This window comes from Rhizobium sp. P38BS-XIX (assembly GCF_012641435.1).
Classification (GTDB): Bacteria; Pseudomonadota; Alphaproteobacteria; order Rhizobiales; family Rhizobiaceae; genus Rhizobium.
Genome location: NZ_JABAIJ010000002.1, coordinates 468,086 through 488,217 on the forward strand (window position 1 = coordinate 468,086; position 20,132 = coordinate 488,217).

The 20,132-nt window shown below is 57.8% G+C and carries 18 protein-coding genes and 5 pseudogenes; 15 read left to right on the top strand and 8 right to left on the bottom strand.

Annotated elements, in window-relative coordinates:
- The first annotated feature begins 101 nt into the window (after positions 1 to 101).
- Together HGP17_RS33600 and HGP17_RS11365 are read left to right on the top strand one after the other, a co-directional pair.
- Positions 102 to 1,295 (top strand): adenylate/guanylate cyclase domain-containing protein, encoded by a 1,194-nt coding sequence (locus HGP17_RS33600; protein WP_168808891.1) that lies wholly within the window; start codon positions 102 to 104, stop codon positions 1,293 to 1,295.
- 413 nt (positions 1,296 to 1,708) lie between these two features.
- Positions 1,709 to 2,518, top strand: a complete 810-nt coding sequence (locus HGP17_RS11365) for an NYN domain-containing protein (RefSeq protein WP_168808893.1) — start codon at positions 1,709 to 1,711, stop codon at positions 2,516 to 2,518.
- A gap of 137 nt (positions 2,519 to 2,655) precedes the next feature.
- On the opposite strand, the gene HGP17_RS11370 is transcribed toward HGP17_RS11365, so the two are convergent.
- Both HGP17_RS11370 and HGP17_RS11375 read right to left on the bottom strand, forming a co-directional pair.
- Positions 2,656 to 2,958: a hypothetical protein gene (locus HGP17_RS11370; protein ID WP_168808895.1), complete on the bottom strand. Its 303-nt coding sequence runs from the start codon at positions 2,956 to 2,958 to the stop codon at positions 2,656 to 2,658.
- 352 nt (positions 2,959 to 3,310) lie between these two features.
- Positions 3,311 to 4,491 (bottom strand): annotated as a pseudogene (locus HGP17_RS11375) (aminotransferase class V-fold PLP-dependent enzyme).
- A gap of 357 nt (positions 4,492 to 4,848) precedes the next feature.
- On the opposite strand from HGP17_RS11375, the gene HGP17_RS11380 reads away from it, so the two are divergent.
- The 9 genes and pseudogenes from HGP17_RS11380 (at position 4,849) to HGP17_RS11415 (ending at position 10,828) form a co-directional block, all read left to right on the top strand.
- Complete coding sequence (locus HGP17_RS11380) at positions 4,849 to 5,040, top strand: CsbD family protein (protein WP_168808896.1); 192 nt, start codon at positions 4,849 to 4,851, stop codon at positions 5,038 to 5,040.
- Between the two features lie 212 nt (positions 5,041 to 5,252).
- Positions 5,253 to 5,519: a hypothetical protein gene (locus HGP17_RS11385; protein ID WP_168808898.1), complete on the top strand. Its 267-nt coding sequence runs from the start codon at positions 5,253 to 5,255 to the stop codon at positions 5,517 to 5,519.
- Positions 5,520 to 6,042: 523 nt separating this feature from the next.
- Positions 6,043 to 6,282 (top strand): annotated as a pseudogene (locus tag HGP17_RS11390) (response regulator); the annotation flags it as partial.
- Positions 6,281 to 6,424 (top strand): annotated as a pseudogene (locus HGP17_RS34015) (amidase); the annotation flags it as partial. The pseudogenes HGP17_RS11390 and HGP17_RS34015, both read left to right, overlap by 2 nt.
- A 268-nt stretch (positions 6,425 to 6,692) precedes the next feature.
- Positions 6,693 to 7,280: a response regulator gene (locus HGP17_RS11395; protein WP_246704024.1), complete on the top strand. Its 588-nt coding sequence runs from the start codon at positions 6,693 to 6,695 to the stop codon at positions 7,278 to 7,280.
- A gap of 313 nt (positions 7,281 to 7,593) precedes the next feature.
- Positions 7,594 to 7,806, top strand: coding sequence for a cold-shock protein (locus HGP17_RS11400; RefSeq protein ID WP_168808900.1), 213 nt, complete (start codon positions 7,594 to 7,596; stop codon positions 7,804 to 7,806).
- 771 nt (positions 7,807 to 8,577) lie between these two features.
- Entirely contained in the window at positions 8,578 to 8,781 is a 204-nt protein-coding gene (locus HGP17_RS11405; protein ID WP_168808902.1) for a hypothetical protein, read from the top strand.
- A gap of 396 nt (positions 8,782 to 9,177) precedes the next feature.
- Complete coding sequence (locus tag HGP17_RS33605; RefSeq protein ID WP_246704025.1) at positions 9,178 to 9,627, top strand: hypothetical protein; 450 nt, start codon at positions 9,178 to 9,180, stop codon at positions 9,625 to 9,627.
- Between the two features lie 325 nt (positions 9,628 to 9,952).
- Positions 9,953 to 10,828: pseudogene (locus HGP17_RS11415) on the top strand (transglutaminase family protein).
- Positions 10,829 to 11,037: 209 nt separating this feature from the next.
- On the opposite strand, the gene HGP17_RS11420 reads toward HGP17_RS11415, so the two are convergent.
- The gene (locus tag HGP17_RS11420; RefSeq protein ID WP_168808904.1) at positions 11,038 to 11,997 is read right to left on the bottom strand and encodes a LysR substrate-binding domain-containing protein; all 960 of its coding nucleotides are present in this window, start codon (positions 11,995 to 11,997) and stop codon (positions 11,038 to 11,040) included.
- A gap of 121 nt (positions 11,998 to 12,118) precedes the next feature.
- Here HGP17_RS11420 and HGP17_RS11425 point away from each other — a divergent pair, with 121 nt between their 5' ends.
- Both HGP17_RS11425 and HGP17_RS11430 read left to right on the top strand, forming a co-directional pair.
- Positions 12,119 to 13,249, top strand: coding sequence for a hypothetical protein (locus HGP17_RS11425; protein WP_168808907.1), 1,131 nt, complete (start codon positions 12,119 to 12,121; stop codon positions 13,247 to 13,249).
- 161 nt (positions 13,250 to 13,410) lie between these two features.
- On the top strand, positions 13,411 to 14,169 hold the full coding sequence (locus HGP17_RS11430; protein ID WP_168808909.1) for an SDR family oxidoreductase: 759 nt from the start codon (positions 13,411 to 13,413) through the stop codon (positions 14,167 to 14,169).
- Between the two features lie 126 nt (positions 14,170 to 14,295).
- Here HGP17_RS11430 and HGP17_RS11435 read toward each other — a convergent pair whose 3' ends face one another.
- Positions 14,296 to 15,189, bottom strand: a complete 894-nt coding sequence (locus HGP17_RS11435) for a LysR family transcriptional regulator (RefSeq protein ID WP_168808911.1) — start codon at positions 15,187 to 15,189, stop codon at positions 14,296 to 14,298.
- Between the two features lie 106 nt (positions 15,190 to 15,295).
- Between HGP17_RS11435 and HGP17_RS11440 the strand changes: the two genes are divergently transcribed.
- Entirely contained in the window at positions 15,296 to 16,141 is an 846-nt protein-coding gene (locus tag HGP17_RS11440; RefSeq protein WP_168808913.1) for an oxidoreductase, read from the top strand.
- Between the two features lie 301 nt (positions 16,142 to 16,442).
- Here HGP17_RS11440 and HGP17_RS11445 read toward each other — a convergent pair whose 3' ends face one another.
- The 4 genes and pseudogenes from HGP17_RS11445 to HGP17_RS33610 form a co-directional block, all read right to left on the bottom strand.
- Complete coding sequence (locus HGP17_RS11445; protein WP_168808915.1) at positions 16,443 to 17,180, bottom strand: LysR family transcriptional regulator; 738 nt, start codon at positions 17,178 to 17,180, stop codon at positions 16,443 to 16,445.
- Positions 17,181 to 17,396: 216 nt separating this feature from the next.
- Entirely contained in the window at positions 17,397 to 18,452 is a 1,056-nt protein-coding gene (locus HGP17_RS11450; RefSeq protein WP_168808916.1) for a Gfo/Idh/MocA family oxidoreductase, read from the bottom strand.
- Between the two features lie 177 nt (positions 18,453 to 18,629).
- On the bottom strand, positions 18,630 to 19,307 hold the full coding sequence (locus HGP17_RS11455; RefSeq protein ID WP_246704065.1) for a substrate-binding domain-containing protein: 678 nt from the start codon (positions 19,305 to 19,307) through the stop codon (positions 18,630 to 18,632).
- 15 nt (positions 19,308 to 19,322) lie between these two features.
- A pseudogene (locus tag HGP17_RS33610) lies at positions 19,323 to 19,511 on the bottom strand (LysR family transcriptional regulator); the annotation flags it as partial.
- Positions 19,512 to 19,533: 22 nt separating this feature from the next.
- On the opposite strand from HGP17_RS33610, the gene HGP17_RS11460 reads away from it, so the two are divergent.
- Entirely contained in the window at positions 19,534 to 20,061 is a 528-nt protein-coding gene (locus tag HGP17_RS11460) for a DUF6196 family protein (RefSeq protein WP_205925924.1), read from the top strand.
- The last annotated feature ends 71 nt before the right edge of the window (positions 20,062 to 20,132 follow it).

The window sequence follows — 20,132 nt, forward strand, 5'->3', positions numbered from 1 at the left end:
ACGCGCCACATGCGCGCCTCCGGCTGCATCGCAGGCTCGCGACGCCCGGATCGCAGCATCGAACCACCTGAAATTTCGCGTCGAGAGCCTGGAGAGGACGCATGGCCAGCGACTTTCAAAAATATATGGTCCGGTCGCTGGGGCACGTTGGCGCCGATCTCCGCGATAGCGAGGACATCGCGATGCAGAAGGTCCTGATGGTCGGGGTGTCGCTCGTCTGCCTGGTCGCAGCGACGCTCTGGGGCCTGGTATACGTGACGGCAGGTGCATGGATGGCCGGAGCAATGCCACTCCTCTACGCCAGCCTGTCGCTCGCCAGTAACGTTCTCTTCAACTTGACGCGGCGCTTCGCTTTCTACCGCTTCACTCAGCTCGCGCTAATCTTGGTGCTGCCTTGGGCCATGATGATCGTGCTCGGTGGCTTTCACAATTCGAGTGTGGTGGTCCTCTGGTCCGCGCGCTGGCTTCCGGCCTTCCTTGCTTTGGTCGTCCTCGGGGCCATCTTTCAGCCTCCGATACACGTCGTGACCTTGCCGCCTTCGATGATCGTTTTCTTCTATGTCATGAACATCGGCGGCGTTTTGAGTATTATATTCGGCATGCTTTTCTACTTCGTGGGAAAAAAGAACCTGTTCCAGGAGAGGTCAGAGATGCTGCTTCTGAACATCTTGCCGAAAGTGATCGCCGATGCCCTGAAAGGCGAGCGCCGCAGCATCGCGCAACAGTACGAGGAGGTGAGCATTTTGTTCGCCGATGTCGTGCAGTTCACCCCGATGGCCAATACCATGGCGCCAATGGAGTTGGTGGGAATGCTCGACGAGGTCTTTATGTGCTTCGATCTACTTGTTGAGAAATACACGCTGGAGAAGATAAAGACGATCGGCGACTGCTATATGGTCGCATCGGGTGTGCCGTCGCCGCGCGCAGACCACGCCCATGCCCTGGCTCGCATGGCGCTCGAGATGCGAATTTGCATCCGCGATCGAGAGTTCAAGGGAAGGCGCCTAGCTTTCCGAATTGGCATGAACTCCGGGCCCGTTGTGGCCGGCATCATCGGGCGAAAGAAGTTCATTTATGATTTGTGGGGCGATGCCGTGAACACCGCAAGCCGGATGGAAGCCCATGGCGAAGGCGGGGCGATCCAGATCACGCGCGCGACCTATGAAGTCATCAAGGACGACTTTGTCTGCGAGGCGCGCGGCACGATCGATATCAAAGGCAAGGGTGCGATGGAGGTGTGGTATGTCGCGAGAGAGCGGGATCGGGTTTCGGGGCTTATACCCTGGTCGGACTGACCCTGAGGAAGGCCGAAGTTACAAGCATTTCGGCGACAGCCACCGGTGTCTCCGGCGAGCGCGTTCTTTGAGCATAAGGGGAGGAAATACCCAAACGCCCCATCGTTTCTCGCTCGTGGGCGCGCCGCTGATGGCAATTGCAGCGATCTGGCGGCCCGGTCGCAACGGCCAACCACCGGCATTCACGATGTTGACGACAGAGCCAAGGCCAGATGTAAAGCCCAATCACAACCGCCAAGTCGCCGTCCTTCATCCGACGAATTGGAAGGCGTGGACCGACCTTACGAAGCCAGAGGAAGAACTGCTATGTCCACTACCGATCGGTTCGCTGAGAGTTGAGACCTCGAGAACGAGGCCAGTCGACTAGCCGATCGGCGGCCCGCGGCCAATACCCAGAGGAAGCGAGTCAGGATATGAGCCAGGATACCCTTGCCCTTCTCATCGACGGCGATAACGCAAGCCCGAAAATCTTCACCGGCTTGTTGGCTGAGATCGCCAATTATGGTACAGCCAGCGTCAGACGCATCTACGGCGATTGGACCAAGCCCAGTCTGAACGGATGGAAGGCAAGCCTGCTTGAGCACTCCATCCAGCCGATCCAACAGTTTGCCTATACGACGGGGAAAAATGCCACCGACGGCGCAATGATTATCGACGCTATGGACCTGCTTTATACTGGTCGCTTCTCCGGCTTCTGCATCGTTTCCAGCGACAGCGATTTCGCCCGGCTTGCGGCGCGGATCCGTGAACAGGGCGTTACAGTCTACGGTTTTGGAGAGCGCAAGACACCTCGCCCGTTCATCACCGCCTGCGACAAGTTCGTCTATTTCGATGTGCTCGGGGAGCAGGTTGATGAGGCACCCGTTGGCTCAGCACCAGAGCGCGGAGTCGCGGCAGTCCGAGCCGGGAAGAAGGCCCCCACTCCTCAGAAAGCGGAGCCGGAGAAGGCGGCTGCGCCATCAGCGTACACTAAGGGAAGGCTCGATGAAGCGGCCCTGCAGATGCTTGAGAAGGCGGTGGCCGCGTCGGCAGATGACGATGGCCGCGCACATCTTGGACGAGTCGGAGCTCATCTCGCCAAACAAGCACCAGATTTCGACGCTCGCAACTACGGCTTCGCCCGGCTGAGCGATCTCGCAGAGGCTTCCGGGATCCTCGATGTCGAGCGTGTCGGCGATCATCCAAAGGTAGTTACGGTAAAGCTCAAACCTAGACGAAAGTAATCTGTTCTAAATTTCAGCAGTGTCAGATAGATCGGCGGGCGTGCCCCGCCTGACAGGATTGGGATCAGATCTGGATGTGAGCCGACCTCCAGCATCGTATTGGCCATCAGGCAAGCGACCCAAAAATCGCGATCCGCCTATCCAAGCTCGTAGAAGAATTCGCAGATCAGCTCTGCGATTTTGGTCGCTTCGATCTCGCTCATATGGGCTGTGTTTTCGACTGCGGCGACTTCGATTTCGTCACGGTCAACGGCCAGAAGATCGAGAATTCTCGCAAACTTGATTTTGAGTTCCGGATCGCCTTCAAACTCGTCAAGCGTGACGGCCAGAATACTGTCATTGGCCTCGATCAGTCGATTTTGAATGCTGTCAGCCGAAGTGGCGAGTGCGCGAACCGCGGAGAAGAACTGGGCTCGTGCGTTGCTATATTTTACGTCCATGTGATTCCTTTTTCGCTGTGAGCCTTGGACGTACAGGCAGAGTTCGGGTGTAAGCTCTGGGAGCCCTCTGGTCAATTGATTGTTGGCGTCTCGATGCGGTTTGGCACCAGCAAAGAATGTCTGCCGATCAACGTCCAGATCGTCGGCAAATGGCAGGCCGAGTCAACAATCCTGCATATCGCATCCCTGCCGGAGAGCGTCAGCCCAACGCGCGGCATGCGGCCCCAGCTCTGAACGCGACGGACGATCCCGCACGGCCTTCTCCAGTGGGCAGGCGGTCCTTTGAGTGTGCTCGATCGTTAGTCAAGTTTGCGAACGCCCTCGAGATCGCCGCGATAGGCGAATTGCAGGGTCATTTCCTGCAGAGGGCGGCGACCGCTCTGACGAAGCTGTCGATTTCGTCTTCGGTATTATAATAATGCGGAGATGCTCGAACCACCGCGGGCAAATGGCGCGCCGTTGCGTCAAGCAGTGTGCTTGAGGGTGCGGATACACTGACGTTATACCCCAATTGTGAAAGCTCCGCCTTTGCGCTCGTCGCATCGCGTTTCTCGATCGAGAACGAAACAATCGAGACTGGGCTGCGACCAAGGTCATGAACGACAATCCCGGGCAATACTCGCAGTCCTTCCCGCAAACGGGCGGATAGGATGCTGCAGTGCGCCTCGATATCGTCCAGCCCTAGCTGCAGTGCGTAGTCGATAGCGCGTCCCAGTCCAAGGCGAGCGGCGTAGTTGTTTTCCCAGGTCTCAAAACGCCGGGCATCGGCACGCAATTCGTAGCGGTCAGGGGCAACCCATGGGGCGGCAAAGTGATCAATCATAAGGGGTTCCATCGTAAGCATCAGATCACGGCGGATATACAGAAATCCGGTACCGCGTGGACCGCGCGGGAATTTACGACCGGTCGCGGTCAGGATATCGCAGCCGAGTTCATCCACTCGTGTGGGCATCTGACCAACGGCTTGGCACGCATCGAGCAGAAAGACTATACCGTGGCGCCGTGCAATCGCGCCCACCGCTGCGGCTGGATTGCGAAGCCCACCGTTGGTCGGCACCCAGGTAATTGCGATGAGCTTGACGCGTTCATCGATCATCTTCTCGAGGGCCTGGGGATCCAATACACGTCAGAATCGTCCGGAATGACGTCTATAACGGCGCCCGTGCGCCTGGACACCTGCAGGAAGGCGACATAGTTCGCGGCATATTCCGCTCGCGTTGTTAGGATACGGTCTCCTAGTCGGAAAGACAGGGCGTAGAAAGCGAGCTGCCACGCCACGGTCGCGTTTTCCGTGAGCGCAATCTCATCGCGACTGGCGCCCAAGAGGCGAGCGACGCTGTCGTAGACGCCATCCAGGTCTGTGGCCGCCTCGCCGGCAGCTTCGTAACCACCAATCTCGGTCTCGCGGGACAGGTAACCGAGCATGGCGTCCAAGACCACCTATGGCATCAATCCCGAGCCAGCATTGTTCAGGTGGATGCGATGCAGAACACCGGGCGTCTCGCGCCTGACTTTTTCGACGTCTATTGTCATCATATTTCCTCAAAAGCTGCCAATCTGCTGGCGGCAGTCTAAGCGTGTATATTACCTTCATGCCGCCCGCTAATTTGGGCTTCGAACACGTGAGCTTTCCGATGTCAGTTGCTCGCCTCTGGAAATTGCTGACCGTCGCAATTTCGAATTTCCGGTTTGTAAGCCTTGAAAGCACTGATCAATTCAGAGGCGTAGCTGAGATAAATGCGCTTTCCTACCAAAACTGGCGGAACGATAGGGCGAGCGGTGCATTTCGAACAGGAGCGGGTCGTTAAGCTACCGAAGATGGACTTTCCCGGCGACTGACCGGGTAGCGACTCCGAGGTCGCGCGTACCGCTCTCAAAGGAGGACCGAAAATGGGTTCGACATCCGATAAAGTTTCCGGCAAGGCCAATGAGCTGACGGGCAAAGCCAAACAGGCTGTTGGTGACGCCACCGACAACAAGAGCTTGGAGGCCAAAGCTGCTGCCCAAGAGGCGAAAGGCGATGCTCAGCAGGCGAAGGGGCACGCCAAGGACGCCGTGAAAGGCGTTGTCGACAAAGCCTGAGCCGGGCTGTGAATGAATGAAAATGATGGGTCGGAGCAAATTCGCTCCGACCCGCTTTATTTTTGCTAAGCTGCTCTGGCCGCGGCTAGGAGCAAGAAAACAGAAGCGCTTAGGGCGCTTCGCCGCGCTTAGCCTGACGGGCTAATCCCGCGACCTGGCGTGCGAAAGTGATGTCTGGGCGCATTTTTTCACCGGCAAGGAAGCAACCAAATATGAGTGAAGCAAAGGAATTTTCCGTCAGCAGCAATGGTGACCGCTGGTCTCTGGAGGTCCTCGACGGCGACATGACCGTCATCCATAAAGCCAATGAACCATCCGGTGGCCACGAAACCCGCACTGCGCTCGCCGCGTTTCTTGAGGAGCGCGCCGGCAAACCGGAGCATGCTGCTCTCCTCCAGGTCCTTGGCCAATCACGCGATGAAATAGAGGATCAGTTGAAACCGGACGAGACCGATACCCGGTCTGAAGATCGCGACTGAACACTTGCGTCTTGGCGGCAGGCGGCAGGCAATGATCGACGACAACATTGTCAGCACCAGAAGCTGAGAGGATGACCCCTAAGAAGCGGACGCGTATTGGCAAACGCACGTGGCGACTCTGAGTGAGAAAGAGCAGCGCGACGTCATAGTTCACCTGCCGTCGATCAGCGGTCGATAGAGGCACTTCAAATGACCAAAGACAAAGATCTCGGCAGCGACGCCGCTCGAAGCAATCCTGACACCGCCGACCAAGATCGGGAACGCTCAAAAAACGCGCAGAGGAAAATATTGAGCGGTCAAAGGGCCACAGAAAAACGGATGATGCAGATGGCATTGAACAGAAGCCGTGAAACTCGACACCCGGTTCTGAGGCAGCCGAACCATCTCCTGAGTAACGCAAGGGGTGTCGATCAGATTAACCCGTTCGTTACTGGATTTCCAACCCTGAGGCATAGGTATGTCAAATGACATATCAGCTCGCGCTAAGCCTCGGGAGCATTCTCTTTCAAGAAGCGAGCCGCGTATGCCCACGGAGCCTGTTGTCGTGCTCGTCGTCGATGACGAGCCTCTTCTTCGTCTGTCGATCGCCGCCGACCTGGAGGATGAGGGGTTCGTTGTCTTTGAGGCAGGCTCTGCCGACGAAGCAATAGCAATTATCGAACGACATCCGGAAATCGCACTCGTTTTCACCGACGTCGATATGCCGGGCACGATGGATGGGATCCGCCTCGCCGCATTCGTACGGAAGCGTTGGCCGCCGATCAATGCGGTTCGGCACCAGCAAAGACGGTCTGCCGATCAACGTCCAGATCGTCGGCAAATGGCAGGCAGAATCAACAATCCTGCACGTTGCATCCCTGCTGGAGAGCATCAGCCCGACACGCGGTCTGCGCCCAACGCTCTGAAAATCAACAGCTATCAGTTGGCCTTCTCGACCGGGAAGGCCGTGCTTCTTCGCCTCATCGGCGATCAGAAAACCGCACTCACCGGTACGCCGAGTCGCTGGGAAACCGGCGAGCCAGATCTAGCTTCACTGGAAACGTACCCAGATTCACGGATTTAAGCAGCGCCGTCAGGAAGTACGTGATCGATACCGCCCGCCTGGAAGCGCCCTGCTAGCTCGCCCAATCCCGGTCAGTCTAGCAAGGATGAAGCCCTATGAATGCATGAAACATGACGCTGAAAGTCCCTGACATCGTGCTCATGGGAGATGGACAATTCACCGCAATGCTCTATGTGTTCGTCATCGTCAGCAAACGAATTCGTAGGCGCTGGCGGCTGAGGGCTGAGAGCTCCCGCCTGCCCATGCAGGACGTGCTCATGGTCGATGGTTCCGACGACACATCTCAAAAAGTCATCAGCGGCGACGGGAGCAAGCTGCTTGTTCTCCTGGCTGAAGATGAACCCCTCATTCAAGCAAATCTCGAAGATGTTGTGACGGAAGCGGGATTCGAGCACCTTTCAGTATCGAACGCTGACGAGGCTATCCGTGCTTTGGAGGAGGACTCGGCTCGTTTTTGCGCACTGATAACCGACGTAAGGATGCCAGGAGAAGAAAACGGTTGGGATCTGGCGCGCCGGGCTCGGGAATTGCAGCCGCTCATGCCAGTGATCTATATGACTGGAGACAGCGCCAAGGAGTGGGCAGCTCAAGGCGTTCCAAACAGCGTTCTGCTGCAGAAACCCTTCGTTCATGCCCAGCTTGTCACCGCATTGACCACGCTTCTCAACGACGCTGCCGCGAGCGGGATCGGGCAATAAGTCCGGTCGCGTGCAGGAACAAGTGGGCTTTGGGGGCGCGATTTCTACTCATCGACGAATTGGATTCCGGCGGGCTGCCGAAACGCGACGCCGCGCCCTACATGGTTCGACATACGGCAAACTCAACAGAAAGTCGGGGGAATTCGAAATAGCCATTGCAAAACCAAAAATTGAGCTTATATGTTTCCTATCGACCAATGCTTGTGACGTCGTTCCAGAGCTTCATGCTCCCGTCGGATTTCCTCTCAAATAATCGATCTCATCCCGCAAGGCATCGCGGGAACCACGACGATTGATTCGAAAGGAAATCGTTATGAACACTGGTACTGTAAAGTGGTTTAACTCCACCAAAGGCTTCGGCCTCATACAGCCTGACAATGGCAGCACGGATGTCTTCGTGCATGTGTCTGCGGTTGAGCGTGCCGGCATGCGTTCGCTCTCGGATGGTCAAAAGATCATCTATGACATCGTCCAGGACCGCAAGTCCGGCAAGAGCTCTGCCGACAACCTTCAGGCAGCGCAATAAGGTCATTCGCACCGCTGACCACGGATGTACTGGCAGCAAAGCTGAATGACTGTGAGAGGTCGGGTTCATGCCCGGCCTTTTGTTTTTCTCGCCATAGAGATTGGCATGCCAACACTGGCTATGCCCCAGTGACAGGACTGGATCTGTACCATCCGCAAGGATGGGTCCGGTTTCGACCGCCGCAATATCCGGCCCGAGCGCATCGCAGGCAGGAATGACAATAGCCTGCCCAAACGGCGAGGCAGGCGTATGGCAGACGTAGCAGCCGCATCATAGGTATAGCTGTCTTTCCGGGCGGCCTTACCCAAACGAGAGGAGGACGCGATGTCTTCCAACGAGTATTCCGGTTACGTTTCACAAAATCTGGTTCGGACAAGTACGTTCAGATATCATGAACAATCCACGCTTCGCGCGCTTCTCGAGACCCCGGTCACGCGAAACGCTCAGCGGAACTTGCCCTTGGCGGCGATGAGAGCATTTCCTGATTTTGGCGTCGACGGGAAAACCCGCATGCGGACGATACTTCAGCGCACGACGTTCCTCCCGCTTTAGCAAATCCGAGGACACACCCATGGCCAAAGGCCAAATGCGTAGCAACCGAGAAATCCGTAAACCGAAGAAAGACAAAACCGCAGCGGTGGCGGCTCCGCCATCTGGCGCGCAGGTCAAGCTTACCAACGGCCACGCGGCGAGTGTAAGCAAGAAATAGCTCGGCGGGGCCTGTCAGGCCAATGGCATTGCCCGACACCGCGCTCATTATTCGAGGACTCAATGACAAACTACACCACCCGAAAATCCGCAGAGGCGCTGTTTCGCGTAGCTGGCGCCGAAGCCGGCTCCAATGCCGAAAAGCTTCTGAACGTCCGGACCGGAATGCGGCTTCGCAAGCGCGAGCTGCGCGATAGCGAGCGAACAGTCAGAGAAGCCGCCCGCTCCTTCCCACATCATTCCACAGCCGCGAGGGCGCTCACGTGACCCGGTTCGATTATACAGGCGAAGCTGGACTTTACGCCGGCAAGTCGAAAGCTGGAATAAGCGGCCCTCGATATCGGCGGTTCGAGACAGCCGCCGAAGCCCTCCGTTTCGCCGTAGAAGACATGCCACACAGCCAGCAGCGTGGCTCTATGTTGGAGATTGACGAGGCGCGGTATGGTCACAGCCAGATCCGTGCGCTCTACGACGCGCCAGGTTACCCGCTTTCACGCCGGCTCGCTTGATTGGCGACAGGTCCGACCGACGCGCTTGCGACGCCGGCATAAGCCTCGATCTGCGACACTCAAAGATCCACGATCATCGTCGCGACCAGACTTATGCGATAGGCCGTGGCTTTTCGTGTCTCATGAACTGACATCTGAAGAAGAGGAGTACGACATGACCGATATGCAAGAATTTGCTTCGAGTTCGAATGGAGACAAGTGGTTCGTTGGAAAAGACGCTGCGACCAGCAGGCTTTTCGTACTCCACCGGGGGAATGCATCCTCTGGCGGCCACGAGACAAGTTCGTCGGTCGATGCTTTCCTCAACCAGCTGCCGTTCGGTCCCGAGCGTGAGGCGCTGGTCGTGTTCCTGGAGCAGAAAAAGAACAGCGAAGATACCGCCATTCGCGAAGATGCTCAGACGCCATCCCTGCGGCTGGCGGAGGAGTACCTGCGCCTCGGCGGGCGTCGGCGGGTGAAAGTCGACGACAACATCGTCAGCACGCGAAAGTGGGACGATGAACCAGCCATGGCATCGTCTTTCTGGAAGGAGCATATCGAGCCCCTCGATGAAAAGCAGCGACGCGAGGTGAAACTGCATCTCCCATCCATCAGCGATGACTGATCCCCTTTTCAGCATTTCACCCATCGCCTGATGTGACGTCCTCGCGAGGGCCCGAACTCCTGCTCTTCGCGTACGACATCGCCCTTCAAGGAAGGGCCGTATAGGCAGGAAGACAGACGTCTTCAGAAATGCAATCGATTATGCAGAGCCGAGCGCGGTCCACAACGCCGGCAGTCGGGGCGGACGGGGCATCGGCAAGGTGATCAACGATGCGCTTCGTGCCGCCGGATTGATGCGTTAATGAGCCGGTGCGGCGCGCGGAAGGATCGCCTTTGCCCTGTCGCAGGATCAGCAGCCTCGCCATCAGCTTTTAGGGTCCGTTTTCATGCCGATGCTCAACATTCATCATCGTACGACCTACAGTTTTCGAAAGAACGTGTCGCTGTCGCAGCACCGCCTTATGCTCAGGCCACGTGAAGGCCGCGAGCTCAAGCTGCTAAGCCATGAGATTTCCATTTCCCCCGAGGCTGAACTGACCTGATCGAACGACGTATTCGGCAATGCGATCGCTTCAGCGACATTCCAGACCCCCAGCGATAGTTTGGTGGTGGACAGCAGGGCAACGGTCGATTTGACGGCGTCGGCATGGCCCGTCTTCGACATTGCGGTGTCGGCAATCAACTATCCTTTCCTGTACATCGACAGTGATTGGACTGATCTCGGTGCGCTCGCGGTTCAACAGTACGAAGATATCGACTTCCGGCTTGCGACATGGGCACGCGCCTTCGTCGCCGGCACGCCGACGGATACGCTGTCCGTCCTCAAGGATATCAGCCTTGGTATTACTTCCTCTATCTCTTACCAGAGCCGAGAACAGGAAGGCACGCAGGCGCCGTTGATCACTCTTGATCGGGGTTGGGGCTCTTGTAGGAATTTTGCCGTATTGTTCGTGGAGGCGGTGCGCAGCCTCGGCTTTGGCGCCCGGATCGTCTCAGGCTATCTATTCAATCCGGACAGTTCACTCACTGGGTCGACGGACCGCGGATCAACGCATGCCTGGGCAGAGGTCTTCGTCCCGGGCGCTGGCTGGATCACGTTCGATCCTACGAACCGCAGCATGGGGGGCGCCAACCTCATCCCAGTTGCCGTGACCCGCGACATCGCCCGGGCCGTTCCGGTTTTAGGGAGCTTCATGGGTGCGGCAGACGCCTTCCTGTCAATGGACGTGACCGTAGAAGTCAAAGCAGTCAACCCTCCATAAGCTGCGCGGCTTTAACGCTCGTCGAATCGGCACTCAATGCTCGCGTTTCCAAGTTCCTCGGCTCTTGAACGGTATCGAACCTAAGGCACGTGGTTCGCAAGCCGAAATCACTTGGGCGTATTGATACGAAAGCGCGGCGTGAATATGCGCCTTGGATGACCGGCTTCGGCCCATCGCGTAAAGCCGGCACGCCACCACCTTGTGTAACCTCATCGACTCGTCGGGTCGGCAGGCCGCACAAGGCCCGCCTCGACCCATGGTGGAGACGGCAGGAAGCGTCCAGCCAGCTCGTCCACGACGACGCGAACCTTGGGCAGGATGTCGCGGGCTCGCGGCCAGACCAGGTGTATTGGCCGGTCGTTTGTAGCCGAAGTTGCGAGCACCTCCTGCAAACGTCCCGCCCTGAGATCGGCACTAACCAACCACGTCGGGAGACACGCCAGCCCAGCGCCGGCTACTGCCGCGTTTAGTAGCGCATCCCCATTGGTGATGATGTGACGAGGACTGATGTCGACCCTGACCGTTTCACTGTCCTTGTCTTGCAGGAACCAGGGCAGTATCTTTCCGCCGCGCGTCTCGCCGAGGCAGTCGTGCTCCATGATATCACCCGGCCTCTGCGGCCTGCCATGTCGCGCGAGGTACTCCGGCGAGGCGCAGACCTGAGAGGTCTGAGTGCCGATCTTTCTCGCCATCAGGCTCGCCGAGTCCTCCAGCTCACCGATCCGCACGGCGAGGTCAAACCCCTCGTCTATGAGATCGACGTGACGGTCGCTGAACGACGCGTCCAGCGTCAGCTGCGGATAGCGCTTTAGTGCCTCCGCCAGCATGGGAACCACCCATCGAGGTCCGAAGGTCGCGGGAAGGCTGACCCGGAGAGTACCCGATGCTACCCGCTGGCGAGAGGCAAGCAGCGCCTCAGCGCTGTCGAGCTCGGAAAGCACGCGCAGGCAGGTCTCATGATACGCGCGTCCATCAGCAGTAAGTCCGAGGCGTCGGGTGGTCCTGTCAAGCAGGCGAGTACCCAGCCGCTCCTCGAGCCGCGAGAGATTTTTCGCCACTGCGGATTTTGAAAGCCCCATCTTCCCGGCGGCAGCTGTGAAGCTGCCGAGCTCGACCGTCACGACAAAGGCGGTGATGCCAGTGAGATGTGAGTGAGGCTGCAGGTTCATCGATTGGCGCCCTTTGGTCGTAAATGTTCGGACATCTTAGCAGCGGCAATTCCATTGGTTGTCAACATATTTGTCGGGGGAATGACTGTCGGTTAGCCGCTGTGCGGCGCGAGCCGCGTGCATGCACACGCATAACCACGAACACAAGGAATCTGGACATGAAGAACACGACGACCCGCTGGCAGTTGCCACCCTTCGGCCTCACCATTTTGAAACTCGTGACTGTTTGCCTATTTGCCCTAACGCTGTTGTCGGCGACCGTGTCGGCTCAGGCGGTTTCAGACGTCGCGGCCACGGCCGGACCGCTGGTATTGGAGCGGCAGGGAGCTTCTTCATTGGGGGACGGACGATTCAGACGGAGGACGCCGGCTGGGGCAGTTTTCGCGAAGTGTTCGGGGAATCATTCGAGGCCGGGAAGATCACCGTCGAGCAGATGTACGTGCAGTTTCAGGTTCCCGTCAAACCATCGCACACCCCCATTGTCTTCATGCACGGCGGCCTGTTGTCTTCAAAACAATGGGAGACGACGCCCGACGGCCGAATGGGCTGGTTCGAGTATTTTACTCGGAAAGGATTTCCGACCTATCTGGCGGAACAGTCGGGCCGCGCGAGATCGGGATTCAACCCCTCTGCCTTTAACGAGGTCGGCCGTGGCAAGATTTCGCCGTCAAAGCAGCCGCGGATCTACCTAGGCACATCGGACATGGCATGGAAGGTGTTTCGCTTTGGCCCGCGCGAGGGCCAGCCTTATCCAGGTCAACAGTTCCCGCTGGATCGCGTCGATGAGTTCTACAAGCAAGTCATCCCTGACATGTTCGAAACAGAAGTCCCCAGCCTGATGACCGAACTGATTACACCTACGACCGACAACCCCACTGTCGAAAATGTCGCCGACCTGGCGAATCAGCTCGGCGGTGCCATCCTGGTCGGCCATTCTCAATCTTCGGGCTTCCCCACCCAGGCTGTGCTGAAGGCAAAGGGTGGCATCAAGGGCATTATCCAGTTGGAAACGGGCTGTTTTGCGAACCTCACCGACCAGCAGATAGGGCTGCTCGCCAAGATCCCGATGCTGGTGATGGTTGGTGACTACCTGGGAGAGCACCCAAGCGCGAGCTGCGACAAAGAGATTGCTCAGGTCCAGGGGCCGGCGGAGACATCACATTTGTTTCGCTTCCGAGCGGCGGCCTGCACGGGAACAGCCACATGTTCATGCAGGACAAGAACAATATCGACGTCGCAAACATCATCATAAGTTGGGTGGACGCACACGTCGACAAAGTCCTGAAGTGAAGCATTTCGGTGACCGCCGCGGCCACCCGTCGCGGTCCGAGGGTCGCGGAAGACTGACCCGCACAGTTTGGCAGCTCGGCATCGAGCATATCGCTTTCACCGTATAAGCAGAAGAAGCGAAAAATGGACTTGAACCTGAAAGGCCGTATCTGCCTGGTCACCGGTGCTAGCTCGGGAATTGGTCGAGCCGCAGCACTGGCGTTGGCGGCCAAAGGTGCGCAGTTGATTGCGACCGCGAGAACAGCGGCGGCGCTGCAATCTCTCTCGGAAGACGTCGTACAGGCAGGGGGTCCTGCGCCGCACATCCTCACCGGCGATCTCTCTCAACCTGACGCCGCGATGAAACTTGCCGAAGACGCAATCGTCTTTGCTGGCAGAGTCGATGTTCTCCTGAACAATGCAGGCGGCTCCCGGCCGATGGAACAACCGAACGACAAAGCTGCTTGGGACGAGTCTTACCAATTGAACTTCGTTTCCCCGCGACAGCTTGGGGAGGAGCTCGGGCGGACAATGGCAGAAAACGGCTGGGGTCGCATCATCAACATAACTGGAGTCATCCTTGCAAAGAGCTTCAATGCGGCATCTCCCGCGAAGGCCGCTCTTGAAAGCTGGGCAAAGGCCGCGGCGGGGCAATGGGGAAGCAAAGGCGTCACTGTGAATTGCATTGCTCCCGGTCGCTTGAACACGCGCCAGATCCTCGAGCGTTTGCATCCGACGCCAGAGTCGCGACAGAGCTTTATCGACGCCAATATTCCAGCGGGATATTTTGGCGAGCCGGAAGATGCTGCCAATCTGATTGCGTTTCTGGCGTCGGACAGGGCGCGTTACATCAATGGTGCGACCATTCCCGTTGATGGAGGAACGATGAGGCTCGCGTTCTAGCTTGTTGGCATCTGACGAAGCCGTTCAGGGGCACAATGGTAGGAAGAGGAAGAAGGATCCCGAAGCGGCTCGAGGCCACGGCGCCGAAGAGCAGGAAAAGAATCTCGCCAACTTGTCTCCCCGATCCTACGCAACCGACCGATGTTGGCGAACCATCGCCAAAAATGCGCTCAGGGTCGGCCGCATCTGCCGTTTTGACGGGTAATACAGATGAAAACCAGGAAACGGCGGCGTCCAGTCGGCGAGAAGACGAACAAGCTTTCCATTTTCCAGGTAGGGCGCCACTTCGTGTTCAAGAAGATAGCCAACGCCGACCCCGTCCAGTGCAGCGCTCAGCATAATCTCGGGCTCGTTGCTGGTCAGCGGCCCGGAAACGCTTACCTCCAGCGGCTTTCCGTCTTTTTCAAACTCCCAGGCGTATAACGATCCAGCCGTCACCATTTTGTAGTTGATGCAGCGGTGGCCGGTGAGATCGGCCGGTTGAGTGATTGCCGGCTTGTTTTCAAGGTAATCCGGTGATGCCACGACGGCCATGGCCAGATCTGGCCCGACCTTCAAGGCAATCATATCCTGCTGAAGCTTTTCTCCTAACCGAATGCCGGCATCTAATTGGTCCGCAACGATGTCTCGGTAGGCCGTGTCGATCAAGACTTCTATCGTCGCCTGAGGATAGGCTTTACTGAAGCCGACCAAGACGGGTCTGACGACAGCCTCATACGCCTGGCGTGTTGCGGTCAGCCGAAGGGTTCCCGATACCAAATCCCGTTTCTGGTCGAGCGATTCCAGCGCATCATAAATACTAACGAGAGAGGGCTCCACCGCCTCCAGAAGGGTTTTGCCAGCTTCGGTCACGGAGACGCTTCGGCTATTACGCTGAAGAAGTCGATGGCCCACGGCCGTTTCAAGACGGCGGATTGTATGGCTGAGGTTCGAGGTCGACATGCCGAGAGCCAGGGCTGCGCGGGTAAAGTTTCCTAACTGGGCGACGCGTGCGAAGGCGGCCATGTCATCGAGCTTCATTGCATAATCGTTCAATCTCATTCAACGGGCCTTACGATCTGTCCTACCTGATCACACGCTTTATCAGCTCCTAGATAGATCTGGTCAATCTACGGAGAACGATAAGATGATTAGCAAAGAAGCCGTATGGCTGATTACCGGATCCTCAAGAGGCCTCGGACGCGCAATCGCCGAGAAGGTGCTTGCCGCTGGCTACCGTGCCGTTTTGACGGCAAGAAATATCGATCAGCTGCAAGACCTTGCTGCTAAACATGGCGACGCCGTGCTTTTGACCCCGTTGGATGTCACAAAGCAGGACCACATCAATGCAGCCTACAAGACGGCAATCGCCAGATTCGGCAGGGTCGATGTTCTCGTCAACAATGCCGGGTACGGATACCTTGGTGCGATCGAGGAGGGTGAAGACGCCGAAATGCGCGCCGTTTTCGAGACCGATCTCTTCGCACCTGTGAACCTGATCAAAACGGTGTTGCCCGGCATGCGTGAACGCCGTCACGGCCACATCGTCAACGTCAGCTCGATCGGTGGCCACGTGACCTATCCGGGCGTTGGCTATTACCATATGGTCAAGTTCGGGCTTGAGGCGATGTCGGAAACGCTGGCGAAAGAGGTCGCCGGGCTCGGCATCGGCGTCACGGTTGTCGCGCCTGGCGCGTTCAGGACTGATTTTCGCGGCCCGGACTCGATGAAGTTTTCGCAGATCGTCATCGACGATTACAAGGAGACTGCGGGGAAATCCCGGGAAGGCACCGCCGCCGGCCACCGCAAACAGATTGGCGACCCCGCACGCGGCGCTGAAGCCATCATCAAGGCTGTTGCAGCAGAGGACCCGCCGGTTCACCTGCTGATAGGCGGAGACGCGCTCGACCAATTGCGCAAGAAGCTCGATGAGATCCGCGCCGAGACAGATGCCTGGGAAGAGGTCACACGCAGCACCGACTTCCGGGAATAGGCCGGTGTGGTGTATTATCCACCGCCTGCCACGGGCGGTGGATCTTCGCCTTAGTGGTTGGCCCGCATCTGCGGCATGCGGCGAGCGAACCTATCAAAGAAGCCTCGGCGGCTGAGCATATCTGTCATGAGGGATCTGAACCGCTCGCCGGAATTGACTTGATCACCCAGTCTACGAAGGCCCGCAACTTCGGGAGACGTATCCGTTGGCCGGGATAAACGATGTGCATCGGCCGATCGCCTGACGCGAACTTGCCCAGGATCGGAACAAGCCGACCAGCTTCAAGATGGCGCGCAACCGCCTACTCGCTCGCCCGAATGATCCCGCCTCCGGCAAGTGCGGCTTCGACCAGGGCGTGACCGTTGTTGACGGTCAATCGGACGCCAGGCTGGACCTGTCGTTCTTCACCATCCATCTCCGTGAATGTCCAGTTTGAAGGCGCTGGGTAGTTATGAAAGGCGTAATCGACGCAAGTGTGACCGGGGAGATCATCCAGGGCCTGCGGTACACCGTGCGTTTGGAGGTACTCGGGAGACGCGCATGTCACGAGGCGAAACGGCGTGATCGGGCGAGCGATAAGGCCCGAATCCGGAAGCTTTCCGATCCTGATACACACATCGAAATTTTCGGCCACAAGGTCGATAACGCGGTCATCGAGCACCAGCTCGACCTTGACCTGCGGGTATATCGTTAGGAACTCTGGGAGCTTCGGGGTCAGCACGGCGGCGCCGATCTCGACAGGCGCTGTGATCCGAAGCGTTCCTCGGGGTTCCTGAGCCGTCTCGGCGACGATCGCGTCGGCTGCGTCAACAGCTTCCAGCGCACGTTTGCATCCTTCGAGATAGAGCCTTCCGGCCTCGGTCAGCGTTTGAGAGCGGGTTGTTCGCGTCAGCAGCGGCACGCCGAGGGATTGCTCCAGCTCCCCCACGTGGCGCCCGATCACCTGGGACGACACAGCCAGCGCCGCACTGGCTGCGGAGAAGGAGCCAAGCTCCGCCGTCTTGACGAAGGCAATCATCTTTGTCAGCCGGTCGGCCATGTTCTAATTCCCCCTAAAAACCAACACGGTCAGTCGAGCGACGGCTGAGTTGCGTGCTGCCGCCGCCCAGACGCTAACGTCTCATATCGACCGAGCACTCGACCGTGAAGCAGCTTCAGGGGGCGCGAGGCTTCAACAGTCAGCTTCGTTTCTTTCTTTCGGCAGGCTCAGCCGCAAAGCCGCCGCGACGACTGGACGTCGGCGTTTGCAAAACGCTCAGTCGGTAAGATCGCCTGCGGCAAGAACGGCTTCGATTTTTTTGGTTAGCTCAAGCGCCTGTTGGAATCCCGCGACAGTTGAGCTGGAGTTTAAAATGTCATCTCGTAAGGCGGCATAGATCCCACCAACATTGACCGCGGAAGCCGGGAAACCCTTCAATTCACCGTCATCGACATGCTGCTCCCGATTGTTGAGGAAAAGCGACAGACGGTCAGCCTGGAAGCCACGCGCTGTGCCCCCGTTGAGGCTAAGTTTGCCCTTCTCGCCAACAATCTCAAGCCGCAATGGCGCCTCAGGCGCGCGACCTCCTGCAATTTCGACCGCAACTGACACCCCGTCTTCCGAAAGGCCTTGGAACAGCAGATGATCATAAGTGGTCCGGCATCGGACGGCCCGATCCTGCCCCGCCTCGATGGTCGGGTACTGGCGCGAAGGCAAGCTGTTCGAAACGACCGCCTCACCAAACAGTGTGGAAATGAGATCGAGGGTATGGGCGCCCTGGATCGTGATGAGATTAGCAAAATTCTCCGGCTCTTCGAGATAGAGATACGGCTCAGGAACGATTGGCCCGAAACCCGCGGTCGACGAATACACGTTTGCACTGAGGATGCGTCCCATGGCGCCGCCGTCGAGAAGCTCTTTGGCACGTTTGACGGTCGGGCTTCCGCGTAGCTGCAATCCGATAGCGGTCTTGCGATTGGCTGCCTCTGCAGCCAGATGGAGCTCTTGCGTCTCGTCATAACCACGGCCGAGCGGCCACTCGCTGTAGACATGCTTTCCGCTCGCGAGCGCTGCGAGGATCATGTCACGGTGATCGGGAACACGCGTGGCGACGGTGACGATGTCGATGTCGGGAGCGTTCGCAAGATCAAGGCCATTGCTGTACGCGTGCACCCCGAACGCCCTTTCGGCTTCAGCGGCCGTTTCCGGTGTGCTGGTGGCGACGGCCGCCAGTTCCAGCCCTGCTAATGCTTGTATGGCCGGGATGTGAGATTCACGGGCCCAGCCAGTCTTTGCATTCGCTCCGATAACGCCTACTCTCAGTGCGGACATACCTAACCTCCAGGATTACCGAATAGTTGAGATGCCGTTCACGTAAGGTGGGATAATCCGCAGATTAGGCCTCTCGGTCATTCGACAGGCCAAACCAAAAGTTTCAAATAAAGGGGTGCCCGGGCTGACCGTTGCGGGAAACTGCACCGGACGCGACAGGCCGTGTTCAACAGGGTATCAGACTGTCGCTGCAGCCCGATCTGAAAGCGATAGAATGCTTTGCCGCAACAGATCGATCACTCTGTCCGTCGCGTAAGATCGTTTGCTGTTTGTGTACAGGCCGTACTTCACGGTTGGAGAAGCGCCTTTGAACATGGAAGATACCACCCGCATGGTTCGCGGATTGATACTCTCTCGTGTCAACAGTGCCAGGCCGAGCCCGTTCTCTACCGCGGCAGTCATAGCTGCAGCATTGTGGCTTGTCAGAGCGATACGAAATTCGAGTTCGGCGTCCATCAATTTTTCAAACATGGTCCGTCGCCAAGCGCATGGCTCAGCATAGACTATGAGGTCCAATGGGCGCGCGACATCAATGGTCGCGTCAATCGCACAGACCCAATGCAGATCCACATCCCACACCTCAAGCGGATCTGCCGAAAATGCAGAACACGTGGCAATCGCAATATCCAGGGCGCCATCCGCCCAACGTTGAGCGATCCCGCTGCCATGGTCGATGGTCACGCTCAGCTGAAGTGTTGGCATGGCGCGGCGAATTTTGCCAAGTGCCGCCCGCAAGGTGTTGACTGCGATCGTTTCTGCCAGTCCGATCCTGAGCTCACTTGCGACTTCCGCTTCCTGGAAGCGTGCCGCGGCCTCCTCTCCCAGAAAGATGATCCGCTTTGCATACGCCAGCATGACTTCTCCAGCGTCAGTCGGTATCACGCCTCTTCCTGTTCGACGAAGCAGTTGCTTACCCACCATCTCCTCCAGTCGCTTGATCTGAGTGCTGAGCGCTGATTGAGCACGACCGTCCTCGGCCGCCGCTCGATTGATGCTTCCATGCCTACAGACAGAGACGAATGCTTTCAGGAGTCGGGGATCAAAGGCGTCTGATATCATCGATCGTTAAACTCTGGTTTCCATGAATTCTGCCTACCGTGATATCTCAACAGGCATTAGCCTCCAAGGCCAGCTGGAAGTGAAGAGCTTCAACGACATCATTGGCAGGCGGAATATGGTCGACATCTCCCTCGAAACACCCGAGCAAACCGACGCACGGCTCAGGCGCCTCATGCCTCGAACGACGCTCAGGACATTCGAGCGGCCATATGGGTTCGTGGAGTTCGATCTGGATGGGTTTCCAGCGCAGGTTTCACCTGAGGCGCTTGCCATCATTCGGAACGAACACTGCTGGAGCCAATTGGTCCCCGTGAAAGGCGGCGGGGAGCAATTCCAGATCTTCAGCTTTCATTTCCCTCCAGGGGAAGACAACAGCGGCTTTGTCGGCTGGCTCGCATCGCACTTGAAAAACAAATTTGGCACCGGCGTCTTCGTGATCTGCGGACAAGATAGCGACCGTGGAGGTATTTACGACTACTGGGGATGCCCCATATCGCTCGCCAGCGGAATCTCTGCCGAGCTAGCGAACCTCAGATTGTCGGGTGGTTGAAACGATTGCTTCGCCCTGAGGCGGAAGCACCATGGCCGATCGAACCGGCTCTCGGCTGTGCGGCACAGTTT

Coding starts and splice junctions, on each gene's coding strand:
- HGP17_RS33600 (WP_168808891.1), top strand. CDS start 102: ATGGCCAGCGACTTTCAAAAATATATGGTCCGGTCGCTGGGGCACGTT.
- HGP17_RS11365 (WP_168808893.1), top strand. CDS start 1,709: ATGAGCCAGGATACCCTTGCCCTTCTCATCGACGGCGATAACGCAAGC.
- HGP17_RS11370 (WP_168808895.1), bottom strand. CDS start 2,958: ATGGACGTAAAATATAGCAACGCACGAGCCCAGTTCTTCTCCGCGGTT.
- HGP17_RS11380 (WP_168808896.1), top strand. CDS start 4,849: ATGGGTTCGACATCCGATAAAGTTTCCGGCAAGGCCAATGAGCTGACG.
- HGP17_RS11385 (WP_168808898.1), top strand. CDS start 5,253: ATGAGTGAAGCAAAGGAATTTTCCGTCAGCAGCAATGGTGACCGCTGG.
- HGP17_RS11395 (WP_246704024.1), top strand. CDS start 6,693: ATGACGCTGAAAGTCCCTGACATCGTGCTCATGGGAGATGGACAATTC.
- HGP17_RS11400 (WP_168808900.1), top strand. CDS start 7,594: ATGAACACTGGTACTGTAAAGTGGTTTAACTCCACCAAAGGCTTCGGC.
- HGP17_RS11405 (WP_168808902.1), top strand. CDS start 8,578: ATGACAAACTACACCACCCGAAAATCCGCAGAGGCGCTGTTTCGCGTA.
- HGP17_RS33605 (WP_246704025.1), top strand. CDS start 9,178: ATGACCGATATGCAAGAATTTGCTTCGAGTTCGAATGGAGACAAGTGG.
- HGP17_RS11420 (WP_168808904.1), bottom strand. CDS start 11,997: ATGAACCTGCAGCCTCACTCACATCTCACTGGCATCACCGCCTTTGTC.
- HGP17_RS11425 (WP_168808907.1), top strand. CDS start 12,119: ATGCACACGCATAACCACGAACACAAGGAATCTGGACATGAAGAACAC.
- HGP17_RS11430 (WP_168808909.1), top strand. CDS start 13,411: ATGGACTTGAACCTGAAAGGCCGTATCTGCCTGGTCACCGGTGCTAGC.
- HGP17_RS11435 (WP_168808911.1), bottom strand. CDS start 15,189: ATGAAGCTCGATGACATGGCCGCCTTCGCACGCGTCGCCCAGTTAGGA.
- HGP17_RS11440 (WP_168808913.1), top strand. CDS start 15,296: ATGATTAGCAAAGAAGCCGTATGGCTGATTACCGGATCCTCAAGAGGC.
- HGP17_RS11445 (WP_168808915.1), bottom strand. CDS start 17,180: ATGGCCGACCGGCTGACAAAGATGATTGCCTTCGTCAAGACGGCGGAG.
- HGP17_RS11450 (WP_168808916.1), bottom strand. CDS start 18,452: ATGTCCGCACTGAGAGTAGGCGTTATCGGAGCGAATGCAAAGACTGGC.
- HGP17_RS11455 (WP_246704065.1), bottom strand. CDS start 19,307: ATGCTGGCGTATGCAAAGCGGATCATCTTTCTGGGAGAGGAGGCCGCG.
- HGP17_RS11460 (WP_205925924.1), top strand. CDS start 19,534: ATGAATTCTGCCTACCGTGATATCTCAACAGGCATTAGCCTCCAAGGC.